Annotated in this window: 24 protein-coding genes and 2 pseudogenes; 20 read left to right on the forward strand and 6 right to left on the reverse strand. The window is 37.2% G+C overall.

Annotation, left to right across the window (positions count from 1 at the left end; all coding sequences use genetic code 11):
- The first annotated feature begins 32 nt into the window (after positions 1-32).
- From ubiE to IPP64_09460, 5 genes and pseudogenes are all read left to right on the forward strand, one after another.
- On the forward strand, positions 33-698 hold the full coding sequence (gene ubiE / locus IPP64_09440; protein ID MBL0329622.1) for a bifunctional demethylmenaquinone methyltransferase/2-methoxy-6-polyprenyl-1,4-benzoquinol methylase UbiE: 666 nt from the start codon (positions 33-35) through the stop codon (positions 696-698).
- 37 nt (positions 699-735) lie between these two features.
- Entirely contained in the window at positions 736-1449 is a 714-nt protein-coding gene (locus tag IPP64_09445; GenBank protein ID MBL0329623.1) for a PorT family protein, read from the forward strand.
- Positions 1450-1558: 109 nt separating this feature from the next.
- Complete coding sequence (locus IPP64_09450; GenBank protein ID MBL0329624.1) at positions 1559-3145, forward strand: FAD-binding protein; 1587 nt, start codon at positions 1559-1561, stop codon at positions 3143-3145.
- A gap of 57 nt (positions 3146-3202) precedes the next feature.
- Positions 3203-3568, forward strand: coding sequence for a phage holin family protein (locus tag IPP64_09455; GenBank protein MBL0329625.1), 366 nt, complete (start codon positions 3203-3205; stop codon positions 3566-3568).
- 87 nt (positions 3569-3655) lie between these two features.
- A pseudogene (locus IPP64_09460) lies at positions 3656-4479 on the forward strand (GntR family transcriptional regulator).
- A 34-nt stretch (positions 4480-4513) separates the two neighbouring features.
- On the opposite strand, the gene IPP64_09465 reads toward IPP64_09460, so the two are convergent.
- The 3 genes and pseudogenes from IPP64_09465 to rlmH all read right to left on the reverse strand — a co-directional run bounded on the left by IPP64_09465 (position 4514) and on the right by rlmH (position 6719).
- Complete coding sequence (locus tag IPP64_09465; GenBank protein MBL0329626.1) at positions 4514-5464, reverse strand: hypothetical protein; 951 nt, start codon at positions 5462-5464, stop codon at positions 4514-4516.
- Positions 5465-5507: 43 nt separating this feature from the next.
- On the reverse strand, positions 5508-6086 hold the full coding sequence (locus tag IPP64_09470) for a hypothetical protein (protein MBL0329627.1): 579 nt from the start codon (positions 6084-6086) through the stop codon (positions 5508-5510).
- A 161-nt stretch (positions 6087-6247) separates the two neighbouring features.
- A pseudogene (gene rlmH / locus IPP64_09475) lies at positions 6248-6719 on the reverse strand (23S rRNA (pseudouridine(1915)-N(3))-methyltransferase RlmH).
- Between the two features lie 117 nt (positions 6720-6836).
- Here rlmH and IPP64_09480 point away from each other — a divergent pair.
- From IPP64_09480 to IPP64_09490, 3 genes are read left to right on the forward strand one after another with little or no spacing between them, the layout of a single operon-like run.
- The gene (locus tag IPP64_09480) at positions 6837-7229 is read left to right on the forward strand and encodes a DUF4783 domain-containing protein (protein MBL0329628.1); all 393 of its coding nucleotides are present in this window, start codon (positions 6837-6839) and stop codon (positions 7227-7229) included.
- The gene (gene nadC / locus IPP64_09485; GenBank protein ID MBL0329629.1) at positions 7222-8091 is read left to right on the forward strand and encodes a carboxylating nicotinate-nucleotide diphosphorylase; all 870 of its coding nucleotides are present in this window, start codon (positions 7222-7224) and stop codon (positions 8089-8091) included. The genes IPP64_09480 and nadC overlap by 8 nt, the downstream gene beginning before the upstream one ends.
- A 1-nt stretch (position 8092) precedes the next feature.
- On the forward strand, positions 8093-9031 hold the full coding sequence (locus IPP64_09490) for a YihY/virulence factor BrkB family protein (protein MBL0329630.1): 939 nt from the start codon (positions 8093-8095) through the stop codon (positions 9029-9031).
- Here IPP64_09490 and IPP64_09495 read toward each other — a convergent pair.
- Entirely contained in the window at positions 9028-9795 is a 768-nt protein-coding gene (locus IPP64_09495; protein ID MBL0329631.1) for a TerC family protein, read from the reverse strand. The genes IPP64_09490 and IPP64_09495 overlap by 4 nt on opposite strands.
- 219 nt (positions 9796-10014) lie before the next feature.
- Here IPP64_09495 and IPP64_09500 point away from each other — a divergent pair, with 219 nt between their 5' ends.
- The 10 genes from IPP64_09500 (at position 10015) to IPP64_09545 (ending at position 20288) form a co-directional block, all read left to right on the forward strand.
- Positions 10015-10344 carry a PadR family transcriptional regulator gene (locus IPP64_09500; GenBank protein ID MBL0329632.1) on the forward strand — a complete coding sequence of 110 codons (330 nt, stop codon included), beginning with the start codon at positions 10015-10017 and terminating at the stop codon, positions 10342-10344.
- Between the two features lie 79 nt (positions 10345-10423).
- Positions 10424-12121, forward strand: a complete 1698-nt coding sequence (locus tag IPP64_09505) for a PspC domain-containing protein (GenBank protein ID MBL0329633.1) — start codon at positions 10424-10426, stop codon at positions 12119-12121.
- A 156-nt stretch (positions 12122-12277) separates the two neighbouring features.
- Positions 12278-12601, forward strand: coding sequence for a hypothetical protein (locus tag IPP64_09510; protein MBL0329634.1), 324 nt, complete (start codon positions 12278-12280; stop codon positions 12599-12601).
- A 156-nt stretch (positions 12602-12757) separates the two neighbouring features.
- Entirely contained in the window at positions 12758-12952 is a 195-nt protein-coding gene (locus IPP64_09515; protein MBL0329635.1) for a hypothetical protein, read from the forward strand.
- A complete protein-coding gene (locus IPP64_09520; protein ID MBL0329636.1) occupies positions 12953-13417 on the forward strand; it encodes a hypothetical protein in 465 nt (154 codons plus the stop codon).
- Position 13418: 1 nt separating this feature from the next.
- Positions 13419-14108, forward strand: coding sequence for a hypothetical protein (locus IPP64_09525; GenBank protein ID MBL0329637.1), 690 nt, complete (start codon positions 13419-13421; stop codon positions 14106-14108).
- A gap of 136 nt (positions 14109-14244) precedes the next feature.
- On the forward strand, positions 14245-16650 hold the full coding sequence (locus IPP64_09530; GenBank protein MBL0329638.1) for a transketolase: 2406 nt from the start codon (positions 14245-14247) through the stop codon (positions 16648-16650).
- A 79-nt stretch (positions 16651-16729) separates the two neighbouring features.
- Positions 16730-17548, forward strand: a complete 819-nt coding sequence (murQ, locus tag IPP64_09535) for an N-acetylmuramic acid 6-phosphate etherase (protein MBL0329639.1) — start codon at positions 16730-16732, stop codon at positions 17546-17548.
- Between the two features lie 134 nt (positions 17549-17682).
- Entirely contained in the window at positions 17683-18249 is a 567-nt protein-coding gene (locus tag IPP64_09540) for a hypothetical protein (GenBank protein MBL0329640.1), read from the forward strand.
- Positions 18249-20288, forward strand: a complete 2040-nt coding sequence (locus IPP64_09545; protein MBL0329641.1) for a hypothetical protein — start codon at positions 18249-18251, stop codon at positions 20286-20288. The genes IPP64_09540 and IPP64_09545 overlap by 1 nt, the downstream gene beginning before the upstream one ends.
- On the opposite strand, the gene IPP64_09550 is transcribed toward IPP64_09545, so the two are convergent.
- Complete coding sequence (locus tag IPP64_09550) at positions 20289-21215, reverse strand: T9SS type A sorting domain-containing protein (protein MBL0329642.1); 927 nt, start codon at positions 21213-21215, stop codon at positions 20289-20291. It abuts the gene before it with no gap.
- Positions 21212-22099: an SBBP repeat-containing protein gene (locus tag IPP64_09555; GenBank protein MBL0329643.1), complete on the reverse strand. Its 888-nt coding sequence runs from the start codon at positions 22097-22099 to the stop codon at positions 21212-21214. The genes IPP64_09550 and IPP64_09555 overlap by 4 nt, the downstream gene beginning before the upstream one ends.
- A 120-nt stretch (positions 22100-22219) precedes the next feature.
- Between IPP64_09555 and pruA the strand changes: the two genes are divergently transcribed.
- Together pruA and IPP64_09565 are read left to right on the forward strand one after the other, a co-directional pair.
- Positions 22220-23860: an L-glutamate gamma-semialdehyde dehydrogenase gene (gene pruA, locus IPP64_09560; GenBank protein ID MBL0329644.1), complete on the forward strand. Its 1641-nt coding sequence runs from the start codon at positions 22220-22222 to the stop codon at positions 23858-23860.
- Between the two features lie 143 nt (positions 23861-24003).
- Entirely contained in the window at positions 24004-24420 is a 417-nt protein-coding gene (locus IPP64_09565) for a hypothetical protein (protein ID MBL0329645.1), read from the forward strand.
- Positions 24421-24449: the final 29 nt, after the last annotated feature.

Genomic DNA, 24449 nt, shown 5'->3' on the forward strand with positions numbered 1-24449 from the left:
TAACTACAAGCAAAAAAGAACAGGTTGCGACCATGTTCAACAACATTGCTCCGAAATACGATTTCCTGAATCAATTACTTTCATTAGGCATTCATAAAGGATGGAGAAGAAAAGCAGTTGGTTTATTAAAAGAAGTTCACCCTAAAACCATTTTAGACATCGCAACAGGCACCGGTGATTTTGCGATTGAAGCAATGAAGTTGAATCCCGACAAAGTAGTTGGTGTAGATATTTCAGAAGGAATGCTCAAATTTGGTGTTGAAAAAATTAACAAACTGGGATTACAAAATAAAATCGAATTGAAGTTAGGTGATTCAGAAAACCTACCCTTTGAAAACAATTCGTTTGATGCCATTACCGTAGGTTTCGGGGTACGTAACTTTGAAAATCTGGAAAAAGGAATTCACGATATTTATCGTGTATTGAATAAAAACGGAATGGTAGCCATCCTTGAATTTTCAAAACCCAAAGCGTTTCCAATAAAACAAATCTATCATTTTTATTTCCGCTACATTACTCCTGCAATCGGAAAGATATTTTCAAAAGACAGTTCTGCTTACACCTATTTACCGGAATCCGTAAAAGCATTTCCGGATGGTGAAGACTTTTTAGCTGTTCTAAAAAAAGCCGGATTCAAAGATACAAAGGCTATTCCGGTATCATTTGGAATCGCATCGATATATATTGCAAAAAAATAAAATAAAGACCCTATTTTTACGTTCATATTAAGCAAAATTGAAATCGATTTTAAAATATAGTTTTATTCTCACCTTGGCGCTGAGCACCTTTTGTGCTGTTGCGCAAGACCACCGTGGAAATCTGCCAACGTATTATAAAAAACGGATGAATTTTGGATTTACGATTGGTGTCAACCGCGCCAATTTTATTATTCACGAAGCGCCACATTTCGAACGTTTTGATACACTTAAAAGTGTAGTATCCATACCTAAATTTGGTTTTAACCTCGGCATCGTCTCCGAATTAATGTTACACCAATACATCACCCTTCGTTTTGTACCTAATTTATCTTTTGCTGAACGTAACCTCCAATATTCATTCGAAGGATTCGATACCATCGTCAGAAAAAAAACCATTGAATCTACCTTTTTAAATTTTCCGTTGGATTTAAAATTACGTTCAAAACGGCTTGGCAACTTTGGTGCATATATTTTAGCGGGTGGTAGCTATAGCTTAGATTTGGCATCCAAAAGAAAAGCCGTTAACAGCACCGACCCTAACGAACAAATTGTAAAACTCAAACGCGATGATTTTGGCTACGAAATTGGTGCCGGAGCAGAGTTTTATCTGGAATACTTTAAGTTTGCAATTGAAGGCAAATTGAGCATTGGAACCAGAGACTTATTAATAAAAGACAATACCATTTATTCCAACTCCATCAATAAATTGAACTCAAAAGTATTTTTGATTTCAATTACGTTTGAAGGATAAAGTACCACAGGTTTTTAACCTGTGTATGAATAAAAAAATGAAAAATAAATTAAAAAAGACAGATTAAAAACCTGTCATACATTGCACGATAAACACGTGCCTGACAACAATGAAAAACGAACTCAACTTAGTCCTTTCTCCGGAAGAGGCTACCAACGATAGTGTAATAAAATCAATCGCTGCAAAGCAATTACACCTTCCCGAATCCAACATTACTTTTATTAAAATCCTTAAACGTTCGATTGACGCACGTTCCCGCAACATAAAAATCAATTTAAAGATTGAGGTCTATGTGAACGAACAAATGCCTGAACGTCCGAATTACAAAATCAACTATTCCAATGTTTCTTCCCAAACGCCAGTGATTGTTATTGGAGCCGGACCAGCAGGATTGTTCGCGGCACTCGAATTGATTGAAAAGGGAATGAAACCCATCGTAATTGAAAGAGGGAAAACAGTTAAAGATAGAAGACGTGATTTAGCCGCCATCAACAAAGAAGGAACCGTAAATCCACATTCGAATTATTGTTTCGGAGAAGGTGGCGCCGGCACCTACAGTGATGGCAAGCTGTATACCCGCTCCACAAAACGTGGAGATATAACAAAAGTTTTGGAATTGTTCGTGGCGCATGGAGCTGATGATACTATCTTAATTGAAGCGCATCCACACATCGGCACCAACAAACTTCCGAAAATTATTGAAGCGATGCGCCAAACCATAATCGACAATGGTGGCGAAGTGCATTTCAACACACATGTGATTGATTTGATTGTAAAAAACAACTCGATAAAAGGAGTCGTTTGCAAACAACTAGAAACAGCTACAAAAACTGAATTTATTGCCGATTCAGTCATCTTAGCTACTGGTCACAGTGCCAGAGATATTTTTGAATTACTCCATTCTAAAAACATTTTAATTGAAGGAAAAACATTTGCCATGGGTGTTCGCGTAGAACATCCACAAGCGTTGATCGACTCCTTGCAATACCATTGCACTTTAAATGAAGTGGCAAAAAAACGTGATTTTCTCCCAGCATCTTCATACAGCTTGGTGCATCAAGCCATGGGAAGAGGCGTGTACTCCTTTTGTATGTGTCCCGGTGGAATTATTGCTCCTTGCGCCACTGAACCGGGTGAAGTAGTTACTAACGGTTGGTCGCCTTCCAAACGAAACAATCCGTTTGCGAATTCCGGTATTGTGGTAACCATTGAACCCGAAGATTATAAAAAGTTTGAATCACAAGGGCCATTAGCAGGCTTGCGTTATCAGCAAGCCTTGGAACAAATGGCTTATACAGCAGGAGGAAGCAACGGACAAGTTGCTCCGGCACAACGATTACAAGATTTTGTGAACGGAAAACTATCACCACTCCTACCCGATGTTTCGTATCAACCCGGAATTCAATCGGCACCGTTGCATGAATTGCTTCCAACAGAAATTGGGAAACGATTGCAATTAGGGTTTGCCGAATTTGGAAAAAAAATGCGCGGTTATTTAAGCAATGATGCTGTGATTGTGGGTGTAGAATCTCGTACATCTTCCCCTGTAAGAATTCCTCGAGACAAAGAAACATTGGAGCATCCTCAAATCAAAGGATTGTATCCTTGTGGAGAAGGCGCTGGTTATGCGGGAGGAATTGTATCCGCAGCCATTGATGGACAAAAATGTGCAAATGCCATTGCATCCCTAAAATAAAGTACCTTTGTAGCCTCTAAAAAACAATAAAATACAATTACAACAAAATAGATTCCCATGAAATTCATCATTCAACTCATCATCGTCACGCTGGCTGTTCTTATTTCATCGTACATACTTCCCGGTGTTAGCATTGACGGAAACAACTTTTTAACAGCATTGGTAGTTGCTGCTGTGTTATCATTTTTAAATGCGGTTGTAAAACCAATTATGATTATTCTAACCATCCCGGTAACCATCTTTACATTCGGCTTTTTTTTATTGGTCATCAATGCATTGATGATTTTATTGGCAGCCAAGATTGTTGATGGTTTCCATGTAGAAGGTTTTTGGTATGCACTTTTATTCAGCTTCATTTTATCGCTCGTTACTTCGCTTTTAGAAGGCGTAAAAAAACGTGACGAACACGAAGGGAATATATAGTTGGGAGTTATTAGTTATTAGTTATTAGTAACGTCAGTTCGAGCGGAGTCGAGAACAGTTTATTGTTATTTTAAGATTAAAAAAAATATCATGATACAAGTAGGAACATACAACGAGTTGGAAGTAGCGAAAGAATTAGACTTTGGAATTTATTTCCGTGAAGGAGATGTAGAAATTTTAATGCCTACAAAATGGGTTCCGCAAGGAACAAAAATTGGAGATGTATTGAATGTTTTTGTATTCAGAGATTCGGATGATCGTTTGATTGCCACTACTTTAAAGCCGTTGGCTACTGCCGACACTTTTGCATTTTTAGAAGTAAAACAAGTAAATGAAATCGGGGCGTTTTTAGATTGGGGAATGGACAAAGACTTATTAGTTCCTTTTCGAGAACAGGCACAACGCATGGAACCCGGTAAGAGTTATGTGGTATTTGTTTACCTCGATGAAGAAACCGACCGATTGGTTGGATCCACAAAATTAAGCAGATTCATTATCAGAGAAGATGTAGATGTTCAGGAAGGCGACATCGTTGATTTGTTGATTTATTCAGAAACAGACCTTGGCTTCAATGCTATTGTAAACGACCTGTATACCGGTTTGATTTATAAAAATGAAATCTATGAAGCGATCCGTGTAGGGGATAAAATGCAAGGGTTTGTAAAACGAGTGCGGGAAGATGAAAAAATTGATTTGAGCTTACAAAAAAGTGGCTACGAATTGGTTGATGATGTAAAATGGAGAATCTTAAAATTGATAAAAGAAGAAAACGGATTTTAGCGTTGAATGATAATAGCACACCTGAAGAAATTAAAGCGAAACTTCAGATTAGCAAGAAAGCATTTAAGAAAGCCATTGGTGCGCTTTATAGAGAACGCTTGGTGAAGCTGACAGAAAAGGAGTCGAACTAATCTAAATTAGTTCGACCCTACAAAAATCAAATTATTATCCTCCGAATTGTTTTCCGAAAATAATCCCCCATTTTACTAAAAGGTAACCATTTCCTGCACCGGATATTTTCACACCTGGCATTGCGCCAATTTCAATACCATACCCAACACCAACCTTACTGTATCTGTAGGTTTCATAACCAATATTAAAACCTATTTTCGACATTTCAACATTTCCATCCAATACATATTGATGAACCAATTCATTGCTGGAACCAAAGTTCTCAGTCATATACACATCTTCCAATTTACTACTGGTTGCAATAAGAACATTTCCATAAAAACGTTGAAAGAACTTTGATCTTCTTAATCCTAATCCTTCAACGTCAATTTCTACATCCTCAATTTTACCGTAGGTAGGTCCTACAGACACCCACGAATAATTCATATAGGTGGTCATCCCCGACTGTGTTTGAAAAGTGCCGGATTGAGGTAAATAAGCATCTTGAACATCTACTCCCTGAGGGATCGTCATGTGACTGAATCCTTTTTTAAAACCGGCTTGAACTCCGAATATCTTATTGTATTTCGCATCTACTTTTGTGTAATAAGTGGTTTTACCATGCGATTTAAGATTAATACGAATTTTCCCTTCAGCCTCTTTCTGAAAAAAGTATCCGACAGTAGCATCAGCATTTCTTGATTTTTGAGGTTTGTAAATCGAAGACCCTTGGATATTTTCAGAAGAAGAATACTCCGCCAAATTATCTAAATATTGATAGTCGTAATTCAAACCAACATACAGTCCGTTCAAATACAACTTTCCGCCCAACCCACCGGAGAATGTCATTCTTGAGCTTGAAATTAAAATATCCCAAACAGCAAGTTTAGCTTGTATAAATTTTATATCTGTATTTTCTCTAGTTAAACTATATTTAACAGGATCGGTTTGTGCAGAAGAGAACAAATGCACCGTTAGAAAAAGTGTGAAAAATATTTTTTTCATATTACAAAGTATTGAAGTATAAAATGAGTTTTTATGAATTATGTTATCTAACGTTATGGACAAGCAACATTTCCTTGAATCGAATAATCAAGTCCGGTAATCCATGAATGTGCAGTACCTCCGCAAATAGTAGCATGATATACACCACCAACTTGTGTGATATATACATTCCTGCAGAAATCAAGCTCAACGTTCCTAATGAAAAATCACTGAACGACACCGTTGCTTCCGTCACACCTGGAACAGAGTTCGTGATGGAGTATGCTACAGATAAATCTGGTGAAGTATTGCCAAGTTGAATTGTATAAGATCCTGAAGAATATGAACCTGACAATGTGAAATTACTACCTGATAAACCACAACTGGAGCCTACAGCGGCAAAATTGCTTGCCCCAATACTTACTGTATTCGCTACTGGAGTACAAGTAGGTGTCGGAACGTTACATGGCGCGCAAGGGCCGCCACAATCAATTCCGGTCTCATCCGTATCTTGATTGCCATTATAACATTGCACAGGATATTTTGCAAGTGTTTCGTTAGAGTCCAACTCTCTCAAATCCTGCTTTCTTTTACAAGCAGAAACAGAAACAATAATCAATAATAGGATTGCCAGTTTTTTCATGTTTAATTTATTTAGTTTAATCAAATATACCTTTTTATTGTAAGAACTTTACAAAAATCGGATTATCAAACATTAATTTTGATAAAATGTAATTTATCATACAATGCGATTGACTAAGGGTTTTCGACTCCGCTCGAACTGACACCCTAAAAGCATTCATTTTACTGATGATGATACGGTTCATTCTTTAAAATGGTCATTCCGCGATACAATTGTTCAACAAAAAACAATCTCACCATTTGATGAAAAGGTCATTTTGGACAATGCGATTTTCCCATTGGCTCTTTTATAAACTGCATCTGAAAAGCCGTAAGGACCGCCCACAACCAACACCAAATTTTTAATACCTGAATTCATTTGTTGCTGCAAAAAGCCAGAAAACTCAACCGAATTGTATTCTTTACCGTTTTCATCTAATAGAATCAACTTATCCGAACTTTCCAGTTCTTTAAACAACAACTCCCCTTCCCGCTCTTTTTGTTGTTCGATGCTTAACGCTTTTGTGTTTTTTAAGGCAGGAATGACCAAAATTTCAAACGGCACATAATGTTTCAATCGCTTTTCGTAAGCCGATATCCCTGTTATCAGATAATCTTCCTCCGTTTTACCATTCAGAATGAGCGTAATTTTCATATTTCGTTTGTTTATCAATGCAAAAAAACTATATTTTTGTGGTATAGCAAACAAAACATTGATTTAATTCAAAAATGGCTTAATAATTGCATCCTTGTTGCTAAATAATAAAACAAAATGAAAATTAAATCTGCTTTCCTTTTATTCATCGTTACAGTATCTTCCTTTGCATTTACAGTGGATGTGATTGACGACATTGCAGCGGCCATTCGTTCAGGTAATCCAAAAAACATATCCAAGTTTTTTATTGACAACATCGATTTAAAAGTAATTGAACAAGAAGATGTGTACAGCAAACAACAAGCAGAAATGATCTTGAAAGACTTTTTCACAAAACATGCTGTGAAATCCTATACCGTTGCGCATAAAAGTCAGCCCAAAGCCGGATCACAATACGTGATCGGAACGCTGGAAACTGCCAATGGTAAATTCAGAACGTACTTCTTATTAAAAACCACAGGCGCTCAAACATTAATTCAACAATTTAGAATTGAAACGGAGAATGAGTAAACCACTAAATCCTGAACGCCTTTACCATTTTAATATCCAAAAATTTATTCAATCCGCTTTAGCGGAAGATACCGGTGATGGAGATCATACCTCTTTGGCGTGCATCCCTTCATCCGCAAAAGGCAAAGCACATTTATTGGTAAAAGAAAACGGTATTCTTGCCGGAGTCGAATTAGCTGTAGAAATTTTTAAAACAGTCGACAAGTCTTTAAAAGTAAACGTTTTCATCAAAGACGGTAGTAAAATTAAAGTGGGCGACATTGTGCTCACAGTTTCCGGAAAATCACAATCTATTTTATTGGCTGAGCGATTGGTATTAAACTGTATGCAACGCATGAGTGGCATTGCCACAAAAACCAATCACTTGGTGCAATTGTGCAAAGGCAGCAAAACGAAAGTAATTGATACCCGCAAAACAACACCGAATATCCGAGGATTGGAGAAATGGGCCGTGGTGCTAGGTGGTGGCGCCAACCATCGCATCGGATTGTATGATATGATTTTAATAAAAGACAACCATATTGATTATGCTGGTGGAATTAAACAAGCCATTGATGCATCAAAAAAATATTTAAAAGCAAAAAACAAAAAATTAAAAATTGAAGTTGAAGCGCGTAATCTGGCGGAAGTAAAAGAAATTTTATCCATTGGCGGTATCCATCGAATTATGTTGGATAATTTTTCAATAGCCGACATTAAAAAAGCGGTGAAATTGATTGATGGCAAATATGAAACCGAAGCTTCCGGTGGAATCACAGAGAAAAATATTGGAAGTTATGCAAAATGTGGGGTTGACTTTATTTCGGTAGGTGCATTAACACATCACATTAAAAGTTTAGATTTGAGTTTAAAAGCAATTTAGAATGCAACGCAAACATATAAAGCGTTTAATCAAAATATCTCCGATTCACAAATTCATCAAAGCGAGTCGGAAGATTGTATTACCCGGTTTTGAAGGATTATCCCTGTATATTGTCAGCAAATTTTTTTTCAAAGGAATCAAAGATGGAGCATTAAACATGCGCGCAACGTCCCTTTCCTTCAGCTTCTTTCTGGCCATCTTCCCTACCATCATCTTTTTGTTTACCCTTATTCCTTACATCCCGATTGATAATTTCCAGGATTATCTGTTTAATCTCTTGCAAAAAATTATGCCATCGGCCGCCTTTGAAGCGACAGAAGAAACCATTGCCGACATTATTAGTAATCAGCGAAGCGGATTATTATCATTCGGTTTTTTAACTGCACTTTATTTTTCTACCAATGGTTTTAATGCCATGATTAATGCGTTTAATGAAACCTATCATGATATTGAAACCAGAAATCCATTGCAACAGCGACTGGCCTCTTTTTACATGCTTTTTTTAACGGTGATTTTATTGTCGACTTCCATTACCATTTTAATTTTCGGGGAATTCGGCTTAAATAAAATTGAAATGAATAACAATGGACTGTATTATGTCTTATCCTTCCTGAAATGGTTAGTTTTAGGAATGTTGTGTTATGCGATTATCTCGTTTAACTATTTCTTAGGACCAAAAAGGAAACAAGGCTGGCGGTTTTTCTCTGCAGGATCGATGTTTGCAACGGTATTAATCATACTTGCTACAGTAATCTTTACCTATTACGTAAATAACTTTGGGAATTACAATAAGCTCTATGGCTCCATTGGAACATTGATTGTGATCTTGATGATGATTTACATCAATTCACTTATTTTGTTGTTGGGATTTGATTTAAATGCCAGCATTCGAAGTGCAAAAAAACACCAAGATACATACCTGAAGCAAATACGTCATTAAATAACGTCTCGCTTATCGTTATTGGTATCCATGTTCCGTTTCTCCGCTTTCCTCCGCATACGGATATTCATAAACTCCACAAACAAGGAGAATGCAATGGAGATGTAAATGAATTTTTTATCCACATGTTCATGAAACGCTTCCAGAATCAACACTGCACCAATCATCAATAAAAATGCGAGCGCCAATACTTTAATGGTTGGATTATCATTGATAAAATCACTTACTCTTCCTGAGAAAATAATCATGATGATCATGGCAATAATTACAGCAAAAATCATAATTAAGAGATTGGTGACAAGTCCTACCGCTGTAAGAATCGAATCAAAGGAAAATACGATGTCAATCAAAACGATTTGCATCACAATGGCATTAAAACTTACTCGTTTTACATTCATTTGCTCGTCATCATAACCTTGAATTTTATTGTGCAATTCCATCGTGGTTTTATATAGCAAAAACACACCACCGGCAAATAAAATCAAGTCTCTACCCGTAACACCAAAACTGCCGATATGAAAAAGTGCATCTTTTAATTGTACAATCCAGGAAATACTAAAAAGCAATGCCACACGCATTACCAACGCCATCATTAAGCCAATTGCTCTTGCTTTGCCTTGCTTTGCTTTAGGCAGTTTTCCGGCTATAATGGAGATAAAAATGATGTTGTCTATCCCTAAAACAATCTCTAATACGGATAATGTAAGCAAACTGATGAGCGATGCAACCGAAAAAAGCTCATTAAAATCCTGGGCTAAATGCATAGAAAACTAATTTTTTACAAAAGTACATAGAATTTTCAGAATGATTTGAAAAATTTTACACTTGATTTTCAATAACTTATAAATTATTTTAGTACTATGTGATACAAGGTACTACTTTTTGTATATATCTTTGCAATGTCATTAAGAGGGTTTGACGAAACCCAAAAATGAACCTTGATAGCTACAAGGAAAACGAACTAACTTTTAATACTATTAACCATGAATATAGAAAACACAAAAGCGCAAATGAAAAAAGGCGTACTTGAGTTTTGTATTTTATCGGTGCTTTCAGGAGGAGAAAATTATCCCTCAGAAATTATCGCAAAAATGAAAGAAGCAAAACTCATTGTCGTAGAAGGCACCTTATACCCGCTGCTCATGCGCCTTAAAAACGATGGCTTACTGAGCTACCGATGGGAAGAGTCCACTTCCGGACCTCCTCGCAAATACTACAAGCTCACTCCGGTAGGTGAACAATTTTTAAAAGAATTGGAAATGACCTGGAACGAATTGGTAGAAGCAGTAAACAAAACAATACAAAAAAATTAAACTTGGGATTAAACAGTTGCTCCATAGGAGTCCCTTCGGGAAAAAAAACAACAAAATCACAAACTAAAAAACGAAGACAATGAACAAAACGATAACAATGAACTTAAGCGGCATCATCTTTCACATCGAAGAAGACGCCTATGAAATGCTTAACAAATACCTCAGCACCATTAAAGGCTATTTCCACGATTCGGAAGGAAGAGATGAAATTATGAATGATATCGAATCACGCATTGCCGAAATGTTGCAGGAAAAAGTAAGCACCACCAAACAAGCGGTTCTTAAAATGGATGTGGAAAGTGTTATCTCCGTTATGGGAAAACCCGAAGATTTTGCAGGTGAAAGCGCAGAGAACGCCAAAAATGAATCTAAAACTGAAGCCAATGCTCCGTTTGAAGGAAACAAAAGAAGAAGAGTGTTCCGCGACCCAGATGACGCTGTTGTAAGTGGTGTTTGTTCAGGGATTTCAAACTATTTCGACTTGGATCCCATCTGGCTTAGAGGTGCATTTGCAATCAGTTTCTTCGTGTTTGGCTCTGGACTTATCCTATACATTATCCTTTGGATGATTATCCCTAAAGCAAAAACCACTGCAGAAAAATTGGAAATGCGTGGAGAAAAGGTAGACATCAACAATATTGGGAAAACGGTAAATGAAGAGTTTGAAGAATTCAAACAACGTGTCGATAAATTCGGAAAAGAGATGGGCTCGAAAGAAAACAGACAACGGGTTAGAACTTCTACCGAAAAATTGGCCGATTTCCTGAGTGATGTTTTCAAAAATATTTTTCAAATCTTAGGAAAAATATTCTCTGTCATCTTCATCGTGTTTGCTGTATTCATGATTGTGCTTTTACTTGGATCGTTATTCGGAAGAAACTTTATTCATGTGAGTACAAACGGATCGGATTTCTCCTACTCCATTTACGACATGATGCACAGTGTTTTTCCAAATGATTTACCGATTGAGTACGCGGTTATCGGATTGGTTTTATTTCTTGGGTTACCTTTATTATCCATAATTTATGGAGGAGTACGTCACTTATTTGGCATCAAACAAAAAAATAAAATTGTCAGCTATACCACCAGCATCTTATGGTTAACCGGATTGGCATTTATCATCTACGTGATTTATCAAGTGAGTGATGATTTTAAAGAAGATGCAACCAGCAAACAAAACATTGAATTGGTGTCTATCAAATCGGATACGCTCTACCTAACTGCCAAAAATATTGATAAATATGGTATAAATGATGATGATGAAGGATACGATTCAAGAATATTAATTGACAACTGGACCTTGTTGAAGAAAAACGGAAAAACCACCAGTTTAGGTTACCCAAAATTTGACATCGTAATGAACGAAAACGATAGCATCGAACTGGTTGCAATTAAATCAGCTTCCGGATATGATAAAAAAGAAGCTTTGTATCGTGCAAAACACATCTCCTACAGCATTTATCAAAAAGATTCCTTGATTGAATTAAATCCGGAGTTTGATATTGAAGAAGGTGATAAATGGAGAAATCAAAACCTTCGTTTGGTATTAAAAATTCCTGTAGGAACAGTTGTTTTTCTTTCTCCTTCTTTAAAACACATTATTTATGATATCGATAATGTAACCGACACTTACGATAAAGAAATGTTGAACAGAAGATGGAAGATGACGAACAGAGGATTGGAATGCATCGACTGTGATGGTTTAGAAGAGGACATGGAACACCTTCATAAGGTTCCTTCCGTTTTGGCACCACCATCCGTTCCCGAAGTACCATAAAAAATAAAAAAATAAAATATGCTGTAACTTTTAGAATAGATATTCGTCCAGTTACTAAAATATACCAATACCAACCTATTGGTAGATCAAACAAACTAAAATATAAACAACATCCCTACAGTCATGAACTATTTAAAAACACAAACCTCATCAAGAATGAGTATAAAGCTCACAACATTAATTGTTGCTTTATTTATCAGCACACTATCTGCAGTTGCAGGAAATGGCACCGGAATCAGTGAAGCCATCAGCAAACAACTTAGCATTCCAAAAGAATTGAAAAGCAACAAGCTGAATGAAAAAGTAAACGTTCAATTTAAAATTGCTGAAGATGGAAAAGCAACGATTATGAACGTTGAAACCAACAATCCGGAATTAAAGAAATATGTGATGAAACAGTTTCCAAAAATTGATTTCAACTCCTATTCCGCAAAACCCGAAGCAATTTATTTTGTTGACATCAACTTTAAAGTGCTTTAATTAACTGTATTTCCTAAAGGGGTATAAATTCGTGCAAAGACTTTAGTCCAGGAGAATGAGTTCGTAGCATTTCTCATTCTCCACCCCTTTTCTTTATAAAGCGATAAGAAATTCTCTTATCGCTTTTTTTTATTTATATTTGTTAAAACACATCTCATGAAGCAACTGACAGCAGTATTCTCTTTTCTTTTCATTTCAATGATTTGCTATTCACAGGATACCATCCTCAAACGCAATTCTGAAAAAATACTCGCAAAAGTTATCGAAATTACACCCACTGAAATAAAATACAAGAAAACTGCGTTCTTAGATGGACCAACCTATATCGATAAAAATCAGAGATCCAAATGATTGTCTATTCCAAATGGCATAAAAGAACTCTTTGAAGCGGAACCGTTAAAAGAAGTTGTACAAATCAACAACGACTATTATGGCAACAACTCGTTTTCCAACAATCACATTGAAGATTTTAGAATACATTATCGCTATCAAAACCGAACCATCAATCAACCTCAAATGCAAAAGATTTTGATGAATACAAAGGACAAAGAAATCATGCGATTGGTCGCAAAATCAAAAGAAGCTCGAAAAGTAGAATTCATCAGTTTCGCTGCTATCCCATTCGGAATTGCCGCTTTAGTGGTTGTTTCCTCCAATAATTTTGGGAACACCGTTTCCGGTCAAAACACAACATTTGCTGTTGGTGGATTATGCCTAGCTGCTGCCATCACCTGCCCTATTGTTTCGGGAATAAAAAGAAAGCAAAAAGTGAAATACAACAGTGAAGCGATTGAACTTTACAATCAGAAATATTAATATGAAAAAAATAATTGCCTTCCTTTTTTGCCTGTTCACCATCGGATCATTTGCTCAGGATACCATTTTCAAAAGAAGCGCTGAAATTATTCTCGCAAAAATATTGGAAATCACTCCTTCTGAAGTGAAATACAAAAAGTTCGAGTTTCAGGATGGGCCTACCTATATCGAAATCAAATCAAAGATTCAAAAAATTCATTTCTCCAATGGGATGAAAGAAACGTTTGAAGCAGTTCCTGAAACGAAAACAGCCATCAGCATTTCAAAGAGCAACGAATATTACCCAGAAAAGCCTGTCGAATCAAACAAAATAGATGTATGGAGCGCCAATCGATTTACTCAGAACAATAGAACCATTAGAGAAAACGACTTGCATATCATCTTATTAAAAACAAAAGACAAAAAAATAATTAATTTGGTGGGTGCTGCAAAGGATGCAAAAAAAATGCAATACATCGGCTTTGCCGCTATTCCAATCGGAATTGCATCGTATGGATTAATGTGGGCCAGCTTATTAAACAGCACACCTTCATCTGGTGCGTTTGGAATTAAAATGGAACCTCGCTATCTTGCAGGAAGTGCGGTTTGTTTAATCGCAGCAGTTGCTTGCCCAATTGCCTCGGGCTCTTTTAAAAAGAAACGAAATGTCTGCAACCGTGCTGCGGTAAAATTGTATAATGAGAAGTATTAAAGCTCAAATTATCAAGCACATACACGTAGAAATCCCTTTTTCCACAAAATCTGAAAACACCCCAATTTTACTATTACAAATACTTATATTTGTGATTATAGATTTTATACCCCTTTTTATGTCAAACGAAGAAACAATGGCATCCGGTAAAGCAAAAGTTACTGAATACATTAAAATAGTATTAAACGATTATCGCATTGCGAATGAAAGTCGTGAAGCCAGCCTAATGGGCAGACGTGAAGTATTAACCGGAAAGGCCAAGTTCGGAATTTTTGGTGATGGTAAAGAAGTCGCACAATTGGCCATGGCAAAAGTGTTTCAAAACGGTGATTTCCGTTCCGGCTATTACCGCGATCAAACCTTTATGTTTGCTACCGGAAACCTTACATTACAAGAATGGTTTGCAGGATTGTACGGACATACCGATGCTGATGCTGAACCGATGAGTGCAGGTAGACAAATGGGTGGACACTTTGGAACACGCAGCTTGAACGCGGATGGTACATGGAAAGATTTAACGAAGATGAAAAACTCTTCTCCTGATATTTCTCCTACAGGCGGACAAATGCCACGCTTACTTGGATTAGCAATGGCCTCCAAACATTTTAAATTAAATCCCGAATTACAAAAAGAACAATTTCACCACTTATCAAACAAAGGAAATGAAATTGCTTTCGGAACAATTGGTGATGCAAGTACTTCTGAAGGGTTATTTTGGGAAACAATCAATGCAGCAGGTGTGATGCAAATTCCAATGCTGGTTTCTGTTTGGGATGATGGACATGGTATTTCTGTTCCAAAAAAATACCAAACAACAAAAGAAAGTATTTCTGAAATATTAAAAGGATTCCAGCGCGAAGAAGGTGGAGTTGGCTATGAAATTTTCAAAACCAAAGGATGGGATTATGCACACCTTTGCGAAACCTACGAAAAAGCTAGTAAAGTTTGTAGAGAACAACACGTTCCGGTTTTAGTGCATGTAGAAGAAGTAACACAACCACAAGGTCACAGTACTTCCGGCTCTCACGAACGCTATAAATCAAAAGACCGCTTGCAATGGGAATCGGATTTCGATGGAATTAAAAAATTACGTGAATGGATTTTGGCAAACAAACTTTCTACGGAAAATGAATTGGTAGAAATTGAAGAGAACGCTAAAAAAGTGGTGCGTGAAGCAAAAGCGGCTGCTTGGAATGCGTATTTAAATCCAATCAAAGCGGAATTAAAAGAAGTGAGTTTAATGATGGATGCCGTTGCAGCACAATCGACCAATGCGGCATTTATCACAAAAATTAAAAACGACCTCTACTCGATTCTTGAACCGATTCGAAAAGATATTATTGTTGCTGCAAAAAGTGTGTTGCGCTTAACACGCAACGAAAACATTGCTGCTAAAAAACAACTCTCCGATTGGATCAACGAATCGAAATTGGCGAACTACGACCGTTACAGCTCCTACTTGCATAGCGAATCAGAGATGAGTGCATTAAAAGTGAAACCGGTAAAAGCAGAATTTTCCGGTGAAGCAAAAATGGTAGACGGCCGTGAATTATTAAGAGAAAATTTCAGCACCATCCTTTCTAAATATCCGGAAGTATTAATTTTTGGTGAAGACTCCGGAAAAATCGGAGGTGTGAATCAAGGATTGGAAGGCTTGCAAGATAAGTTTGGTGAAATCAGAGTGTTCGATACCGGTATCCGTGAAGCGACCATCATGGGACAAGCCATCGGTTTAGCAATGCGTGGATTACGCCCGATTGCTGAAATTCAATACCTGGATTATCTTTTATATGCATTGCAAATCATGAGCGATGATTTAGCAACCATACAATACCGTACAAAAGGTGCACAAAAAGCACCGGTAATTATCCGTACACGCGGACATCGTTTGGAAGGGATTTGGCATAGCGGTTCTCCAATGGGAATGATTATCAATTCCATTCGTGGAATTCATGTTTGTGTTCCCCGCAACATGCAACAAGCTGCTGGATTTTACAACACTTTGCTTACTGCTGATGAACCTGCATTGGTGATTGAACCATTAAACGGTTACCGTTTAAAAGAACAACTACCAACCAACTTAGGAGAATATAAAATTCCATTAGGTGTTGTAGAAACCATCAACGAAGGTGCTGATGTAACATTAGTAACCTACGGTTCTTGTTGCAGAATCGCAATGGAAGCGGTAAAACAATTAGCGGAAGCGGATATCTCTGTGGAAGTAATCGATGTGCAAACCTTATTGCCATTCGATTTAAATCACATGATTGTGGAGTCGGTGAAGAAAACAAATCGTTTGGTTGTGTTGGATGAAGATGTTCCGGGTGGAGCGAGTGCTTACATCTTACAAAAAGTATTAGAAGAACAAGGTGCTTATCAACATTTGGATTCTGAACCTCGCACCTTGGCAGCAAAAGATCACCGTCCGGCTTATGGCTCTGACGGAGATTATTTTTCTAAGCCGAGTGCCGATGATGTATTCGATACCATTTATGAATTAATGCACGAAAGTAATCCGGACAAATTCCCGAGAATTTATTAACTATTCGGCCACAGATTCACAGAAAAATTAATGCAATAAAAAATCTGCGAATTTGTGGCTTTTTCTATTAATCCAAGCCATCTCCTTGAAAAAAACAACCGAAGCGGATTCAAAATACCAAGCACTCGAGAAAATGAGTGTGCGTGAATTACTTTCCAACATCAATAAGGAAGACCAAACCGTGCCCTTGGCCATCCAAAAAGAAATTCCAAAGATTGAAAAATTAGTGAATGCCATTGTGAAACAAATGAAACAAGGCGGACGCTTATTTTACATGGGAGCAGGTACCAGCGGCAGACTGGGAATTGTGGATGCAAGTGAATGTCCGCCTACCTACGGTGTGCCTCAAGGTATGGTGATTGGAATAATTGCGGGTGGCGACAAAGCAATTCGAAAAGCAGTTGAGTTTGCAGAAGATGATACACAACAAGGTTGGAAAGATTTACAATCCTATAAAATTAACAAAAAAGATGTGGTGATCGGAATTGCTGCATCGGGCTCAACGCCTTATGTAATTGGAGCATTGGAAGCTTGCAACAAAAAAAATATTACAACCGCATGCATCGTTTGCAACAAAGGAAGTAACGTAGCAAAGGTTGCAAAACATAAAATTGAAGTGGTGGTTGGCCCTGAATTTGTTACAGGAAGTACACGCATGAAATCCGGCACTGCTCAAAAATTGACCCTGAATATGATTTCTACTTCCGTCATGATTAAACTCGGTAAAGTAAAAGGGAATAAAATGGTGGACATGCAACTGAGCAACAACAAGCTCGTTGACAGAGGAACAAACATGGTAGCCAAAGAATTAAAGGTTTCCTATAAAAAAGCCAACGAACTGCTATTGAAATATGGTAGCGTAAGAAAGGCTGTCGACAATTTTAGAAAGAAACAATAGACAAGTAAAAAAATTATAAGAGCCGTCATTGCGAGGAACGAAGCAATCTATCTCTATTAGAAGTACAGCCATCATTGGCATGAGATTGCTTCGTTCCTCGCAATGACGTACAAAAATGAACTCTTTTCGTAACCATGCACGCAATAGAACCTTTTTATAACTGGCGACATTTATACATCGCATCCGAAGATGAGCGATCGCCTTTCTATGAGCGCGAGTACAGCGAATTTGAATACACCAATGCCATCTACAATTATTTAATTCACCCACAATGGGACGACATTGATTCTCCTACCCTGTACATAAAAATATTATGCGTTGATTACGATCAAAACTTTGCAATCATCGAATTAATTGGTGAATGGAACGATGCAATCAATAACGACATCATGCTTTTAAAAAGAGACATCATCGAACTCATCATGCAATACGGTGTCAATAAATTTATTTTAATCGGAGAAAATGTATTGAACTTCCACGCCTCTGATGATTGTTATTACGAAGAATGGTTTGATGAAGTTGAAGATGGATGGATTGCATTTTTAAATTTTAGAAAACATGTGATGGAAGAATTTCAACGTGCAAACATTGATTATTTTATTGTCTCCGGTGGACAACTCAATGATATCGGTTGGCGCACTTCCACACCTGCACAGCTCTTTGAGAAAGTTGAACATTTTGTACAAAAACGAATCGGGTAATGAAACAGAATTTTCTTTTCTTTCTTTTATTTTTTATTGCCCTGAATTCAACAGCTCAAGTGGCTGTTAAAAATATCGACACCTTAGAATTTCAAATCGGCTATCCGAATAAACATACAACCGCACTCCAACAGCTTCAATCCTACCCTTCTCCCAGATACCAAGCCAACACTTCGTTTATCCGACTCTTCAATTGGATGAACTCAAAGTTTATGGCAGGAGCCGGACAACCTTCCGTAAAAGAAGCAGAAGTAATCAAAGAGGCAATTCGCATTCAAGAGGAATTGATTTTAAATTGGAACTATTTTATCACCATCCAAAATTCAGGAATGGCTTCCAACAAAATGGCTTTTAACAACCCCAGCAATATGCTAAAACCTTATGTGGAGCTTGCAAACAAATACCCGCAAATTCCTCTTGCCGTTACTACCTTCTGGATGCAACTCTCACCTGCTAAAATGGGTTTCACGCAAAAAACACCCTACATCCTCAAAAAAGATTTTCCGGCATCGTTTTACATCAAAGATGCAGCAGGAAAAATGGAACGAAAAATCATCAATTTCGCTGCACCCGATTCCATCTTTATCAAAGACGGACAGCTACAAAAAATCTGCCTTCAAAATATTCTCACACATTTAACCCGCCCCATCAACATCATTAACGAAAATGGAGAAGAACCTCCGGGCGCACAACATATGAATATCACAAAAAAAGACAAAGATGTACTTGCCGATAAAAATAAATCCGGGATAAGTGATTGGAACATCTATGCTTCCAAAAAGAAAACTCATATGCGGAATTTATACTCCAATCAGTTTATGAAATTGCCGGAACTGAAAAATACCTGGTTCACCATTTACAATGTTGAAGGTGGTCCGATTAACCGCTTCGACTGGTCTACCAGCAAAACATCGTGCAGTTCTATAAAAGGAAATTATTATTCCACTCCCGATTTTTATCCTCGTACTCCCAACAATTGGAAAACCTGGAAAGGTGCTTGGCATGGCTGGAAATGGATCAACGATGGACGTACAATCGAAATCAAAAATGGAGACCGATTCTTTTCACCCTATGTTGCAGCGGGTTGGTCGTTCAATCCTGAAAACGATATTCGTCCTGCACAATGGTTGGGCTTATTAAAATGTTTATCCGTTGTTGGGGCTGAATTTTATTATACCGGGTATTTCAATTTAAAAAAACCGTATACCCAACCTCAGGATTATGTTTGGCAGGCTGCTATGCCGGCTTATGCGCAAGCGGTTTCCACGCATTATGCGGATGTATTTTTTAAAGGCAATGTTTTATTCGACCATCAACACGAACCCATTGTAACGTATCCGGTTAACGATCCTGATGTGCTGGTGACCGTTCGAAAACACGATACAAAAGAAAAATACATCATTGCAGCAACCGTTCAACCTTCGTCCAATACAGAAAACTTTCCTGTTCAGAAAAATATACAATTGACGATTGCTGGTGATCAAATCAAAATAAAAGCAAGGCGACAAGGAAGTGTGTATGTCTATGATAAATCGGTGGAGCCTGCTTTGTTTTACCAACTCGATCGTTGGCATCAATACGAACATCCTGAGCGCTGGAGAAAAGAATGGATCTGTGAAGCGGAAGTGGCAGACACCGCCTCATCGGACCAAACGAAAATGATTCGCTCCGTTTATTTAAAATCCAATTCAGGAATGGATTGCTCCTTAGCTGAATCGTATATTCAGATGAATCAGCAAGACTGGACAGAATATTCTTTTTCTAAAAGAGATGCAAACCGCTTGGGTAAAAATCTGGTGCTAATGATTTATGCAAAGTGTAGCAATCAAATCCGATTAAATGTAACGATCTTTGGAAATGATTATATAATTGCTTCAAAAAAAACGGATAACTGGGAATGGATTGTATTTCCTTTTGAAATCAATTCAGAAAAAACACTTACCGAAAAAATTCGCATTTTCTCTTTAACAGAAGGTGTTTTGATTGATAAGATCATCATTACAAATTCTAATAAGATTCCTGATTTAAAAGATTATTGATTAGTTAGTAAGTACAACAATCTTCCTTAAAAGTCGTTCTTTATCTGTTTTGATTTCAACAAGATAAATCCCCTCCGTTCCAAAAAATTTATTTTTGCTAACAACTGTCATATTTTGGTTAATATTCTCCAGAGTATAAACTTTCCTTCCAAGATAGTCGTATATATTTAAGTCTATTATGTTTCGATTACTTAAAACAATATTCATGTCCTGAGAAACAGGGTTCGGAAAAATTTGCATCTCTGTATGTACATCTAATTTATCCTGTTCAGTGTATAAATACCCTGGACAACCATGTGTACCGAATCTGGCAACAAAAACATCATATAGGCCGTTTGCATCTATTGTGTCGCCACAATACTCTACCGCTGCAGCGAATGTAAGACCAACAGTATAATACATACCGATTGAATCTTTAAAAATAAATGAAGGATACTCTGCTGCATTTGTGGTTGTATTTGTCCCTGAAAGAAAGACATTTTTAATTACTCCATTGGTATCATAATTAGCGACAAAAAAGTCGCCTCGTGATATATTCAAGTTGACAACAGGACCGCTTGTAGTAGTAATTTCAGTCGTGTAAGAAGCAGCAGTGGCATCCCGTATTATTCCCATTACACTAACTTCATTGTCAGAAAGTGCAATTCCTAAGCCAGAACCGTAATAAGAATATTGGTTCCCAACTCCCCATTGTAAAACTCCGGCAGAATTGAATTTCAAAGTAAAGTAACCTCCTAAATTCAAATTTGCAACTGAAGCATCTGCACTATTTATTGACATTGGTGCTGTTGAGCTTAAATTTCTGTGAAATCCTGTAACATAACTTGTACCCAAAGAATCAGTAACAATATTATATCCCAAAGAACCTAAACTCGAAAAATGATCCCTTGCTGCCCACTTCGGAACACCAAGACTATCGTATTTCATAATAAAAAATTAGAACCGTAATGTACATATGAACCTGGAATTACAACTTGAACGCTCAAGTCTGGTGAATAAAAAGTGGAAGTGTGTTCATAACCTCCTGTAATGTATACGTTTCCATATTTATCAACATCAAAGTCCGCACAATCAACAGGATTTGAACTAGGCAACTCAATCGGAGCTCTCCATTTTATTGCACCATTGTCATCAAGACGCATTATAAAAAAATTGGAAGACGACATCGTGTGGATAGGTGAATCGGTTCCGCCATTTACATACCACTGTCCACCTGAAGTAAAATAACTCCCAACAACTATCATATCCCCATTTCTGTCAACTCTAACTTTCTGAGGGTTTGAATTAGTAAAAACAGCACTCCAAAGCAATGTTCCTGATGAATCTAACTTCGCTATGTATCCGTTGTTGTAAGTGGGCACATAACACTCCGCAATTTTCGTAGAATCACCATCGGGCGTATAAAAATATGCACTTGAATGTCCATGTCCAACGATATAAATATTACCGTCTTTGTCTGTTGTGACAGAATTTATTTTTGATTTTATATAATAAGTATTATAATTAGGGTCTCTTGTAACACAAGTCCATTTTAATTCTCCTTCATTATTATATTTAGCAAGAAAAGAACCACCAAGAGCAGTTCGAGGTGGACTAATTCCCAATCTATCTGTAAAAATTGTTTGAAAACCAGTTCCGCATATCAAATAACCATTTTTCGTGGGAATGGCTTCCCCTAACTGAGGATTATAATAACCAGAATGGGTACAATCAATTTCATCAAGACTATATGACCAGCATGAATCGATTTGGGCAAAATAAATTTGCGGCAATAAAATCATACAAATACTCAAAATTCTCATAAAAACCATAACACGAATGTTTAGTAGGCTACAAATATACATATTCCAATTCGTCATTTTCCGTATATTTGCACCACAATTTTAAACCTGATTTCAATCTATTATTCATAATTTATAATTCATTTTATTATGCCAAAAGGAATTTACACTGTTCCCGCTCCGGTGAACGAACCCATCAAAAGTTATGCTTCTGGAAGTCCTGAAAGAAAAGAACTTCAAGCCATGTTAAAAGAATTGCGTTCAAAAGAAATCGATATCCCCATGTATATCGGTGGAAAAGAAGTTCGCAGCAACGATAAAATTCGCCTTGCTCCGCCTCACGACCACAAACATACCTTAGGGCATTTTCATAAAAGTACCAAAGAGCATGTAACACAAGCCATCAATACGGCTTTAGCAGCGAAACCACAATGGGAAGCCTTGGCTTGGGAACACCGCGCGAGCATCTTCTTAAAAGCTGCTGAATTGATTGCTGGTCCGTACCGTGCTAAATTAAATGCTGCAACCATGTTGGGGCAATCAAAAAATGCGTTTCAAGCGGAGATTGATTCAGCATGTGAGATTATTGATTTCCTTCGATTCAACGTTTTATACATGACCGAGATTTACAAACAACAACCGCCTGTTGCAGGCAGTGAATTTGGTGTTTGGAACCGCGTTGAACAGCGACCGTTGGAAGGATTTTTATATGCCTTAACTCCGTTTAACTTTACTGCGATTGCAGGAAACTTACCTTCTTCTTGCGCCATGATGGGCAATGTGGTGGTTTGGAAACCGTCCAACACACAAGTGTATGCGGCCAATGTTTTGATGGAAATATTTATGAAAGCTGGCGTTCCTGATGGTGTTATCAACTTGATTTATCCAAGCGGTCCGGATGCAGCGGATGTTATTTTCGCGCATCCTGATTTTGCAGGTATCCACTTCACAGGTTCTACCGAAGTATTTCAAAACATTTGGAAAACTATCGGAAACAACATTCATAAATACAAAACCTATCCGCGTATTGTTGGAGAAACTGGTGGAAAAGATTTTATTCTTGCTCATAAATCTGCAGATGCAAAAATCTTAGCGACCTCTATCAGTCGCGGTGCATTTGAATACCAAGGACAAAAATGTTCAGCATGTTCCAGAGCCTATGTTCCTTCTAACCTTTGGGAAGAAGTAAAAGGATTGTTGCAAGCTGATTTGAAATCCTTTAAAATGGGACCTACCGAAGATTTTACCAACTTTATCAATGCAGTGATTGATGAAAAATCATTTGATAAATTAACCAAATACATTGATGCTGCAAAGACTGATAAGAATGTAGAAATTATTGCCGGAGGAAATTATGATAAATCAAAAGGTTGGTTCATTGAGCCAACGATCATTGTTACCAAAGATCCAAAATATGTAACCATGTGCGAAGAATTATTCGGACCGGTATTAACATTACATGTTTACGATGCAGAGAAGTTTGACGATGTATTGAAAGTGGTAGATACCACCTCTATTTATGCATTAACAGGTGCAATTATCGCACAAGACCGTTATGCGATTGAACATGCAACAAAAGCATTGCGCAATTCTGCCGGAAACTTTTACATCAACGATAAATGTACCGGTGCGGTAGTGGGACAACAACCATTTGGAGGAGCAAGAGGTTCCGGAACAAATGATAAAGCCGGAGCAATGGTAAATTTATTGCGTTGGGTTTCTCCACGTACCATCAAAGAAACATTCGTTCCGCCTACAGATTATAGATATCCGTTTTTACAAGCGGATTAGTTTTCAATTTAATCGGAACATTAGATTAACAAAAAAACGTCTCAATTATGAGGCGTTTTTTTGTTTCTAATCACTAATAATTACTACATTAGATGTATCCAAATTTGGTTCACTTTTTGGATACCAAATAAAAAACAAACATTATGCGAAAAATCAGTTTATTATTTATCGTTTGCTTTACGCTTATCTTATCTGATAAAGCCTTAGCACAATCCGATGCAGCCATTACCAAAATCATTCAAAACGGAGCACGTATTGAATTAACTGTTGCTGCTTCAAAGGCATTTTATGTCGGTGGCAATGTTTACGTTCTACATGTAGGCAAAAAAGATTTTTCGTTGAGTAAACAAAACAACAGAGATGGAAAAGGTTCCATTACTTTTTATATTCCAACTGAAGAATTTAATGCCTTAACAGAAGGAGATTATGTATGGATGAGTTATGGCAACAAATTCAAAAAAGCTCCGGATCCTACCGTTGACCCTGCAACCTTTTGTAAAAAGAATCCAAAAAAATGCTGGGCCTTGGGTAAATTCAGCAAACAATTAAGTGGTAACTAATATCCTATTTTTCCATTTCACATACTTCA

The organism is Bacteroidota bacterium, from assembly GCA_016722565.1.
In the GTDB taxonomy this organism is placed as follows: Bacteria; Bacteroidota; Bacteroidia; order 2-12-FULL-35-15; family 2-12-FULL-35-15; genus 2-12-FULL-35-15.

Excerpts from the sequence above, each read along its gene's own strand:
- ubiE (MBL0329622.1), top strand. The coding sequence starts at position 33 with ATGTTCAACAACATTGCTCCGAAATACGATTTCCTGAATCAATTACTT.
- IPP64_09450 (MBL0329624.1), top strand. The coding sequence starts at position 1,559 with ATGAAAAACGAACTCAACTTAGTCCTTTCTCCGGAAGAGGCTACCAAC.
- IPP64_09455 (MBL0329625.1), top strand. The coding sequence starts at position 3,203 with ATGAAATTCATCATTCAACTCATCATCGTCACGCTGGCTGTTCTTATT.
- IPP64_09465 (MBL0329626.1), bottom strand. The coding sequence starts at position 5,464 with ATGAAAAAAATATTTTTCACACTTTTTCTAACGGTGCATTTGTTCTCT.
- IPP64_09470 (MBL0329627.1), bottom strand. The coding sequence starts at position 6,086 with ATGAAAAAACTGGCAATCCTATTATTGATTATTGTTTCTGTTTCTGCT.
- IPP64_09480 (MBL0329628.1), top strand. The coding sequence starts at position 6,837 with ATGAAAATTAAATCTGCTTTCCTTTTATTCATCGTTACAGTATCTTCC.
- nadC (MBL0329629.1), top strand. The coding sequence starts at position 7,222 with ATGAGTAAACCACTAAATCCTGAACGCCTTTACCATTTTAATATCCAA.
- IPP64_09490 (MBL0329630.1), top strand. The coding sequence starts at position 8,093 with ATGCAACGCAAACATATAAAGCGTTTAATCAAAATATCTCCGATTCAC.
- IPP64_09495 (MBL0329631.1), bottom strand. The coding sequence starts at position 9,795 with ATGCATTTAGCCCAGGATTTTAATGAGCTTTTTTCGGTTGCATCGCTC.
- IPP64_09500 (MBL0329632.1), top strand. The coding sequence starts at position 10,015 with ATGAATATAGAAAACACAAAAGCGCAAATGAAAAAAGGCGTACTTGAG.
- IPP64_09505 (MBL0329633.1), top strand. The coding sequence starts at position 10,424 with ATGAACAAAACGATAACAATGAACTTAAGCGGCATCATCTTTCACATC.
- IPP64_09510 (MBL0329634.1), top strand. The coding sequence starts at position 12,278 with ATGAGTATAAAGCTCACAACATTAATTGTTGCTTTATTTATCAGCACA.
- IPP64_09515 (MBL0329635.1), top strand. The coding sequence starts at position 12,758 with ATGAAGCAACTGACAGCAGTATTCTCTTTTCTTTTCATTTCAATGATT.
- IPP64_09525 (MBL0329637.1), top strand. The coding sequence starts at position 13,419 with ATGAAAAAAATAATTGCCTTCCTTTTTTGCCTGTTCACCATCGGATCA.
- IPP64_09530 (MBL0329638.1), top strand. The coding sequence starts at position 14,245 with ATGGCATCCGGTAAAGCAAAAGTTACTGAATACATTAAAATAGTATTA.
- IPP64_09540 (MBL0329640.1), top strand. The coding sequence starts at position 17,683 with ATGCACGCAATAGAACCTTTTTATAACTGGCGACATTTATACATCGCA.
- IPP64_09545 (MBL0329641.1), top strand. The coding sequence starts at position 18,249 with ATGAAACAGAATTTTCTTTTCTTTCTTTTATTTTTTATTGCCCTGAAT.
- IPP64_09550 (MBL0329642.1), bottom strand. The coding sequence starts at position 21,215 with ATGAAATACGATAGTCTTGGTGTTCCGAAGTGGGCAGCAAGGGATCAT.
- IPP64_09555 (MBL0329643.1), bottom strand. The coding sequence starts at position 22,099 with ATGGTTTTTATGAGAATTTTGAGTATTTGTATGATTTTATTGCCGCAA.
- pruA (MBL0329644.1), top strand. The coding sequence starts at position 22,220 with ATGCCAAAAGGAATTTACACTGTTCCCGCTCCGGTGAACGAACCCATC.
- IPP64_09565 (MBL0329645.1), top strand. The coding sequence starts at position 24,004 with ATGCGAAAAATCAGTTTATTATTTATCGTTTGCTTTACGCTTATCTTA.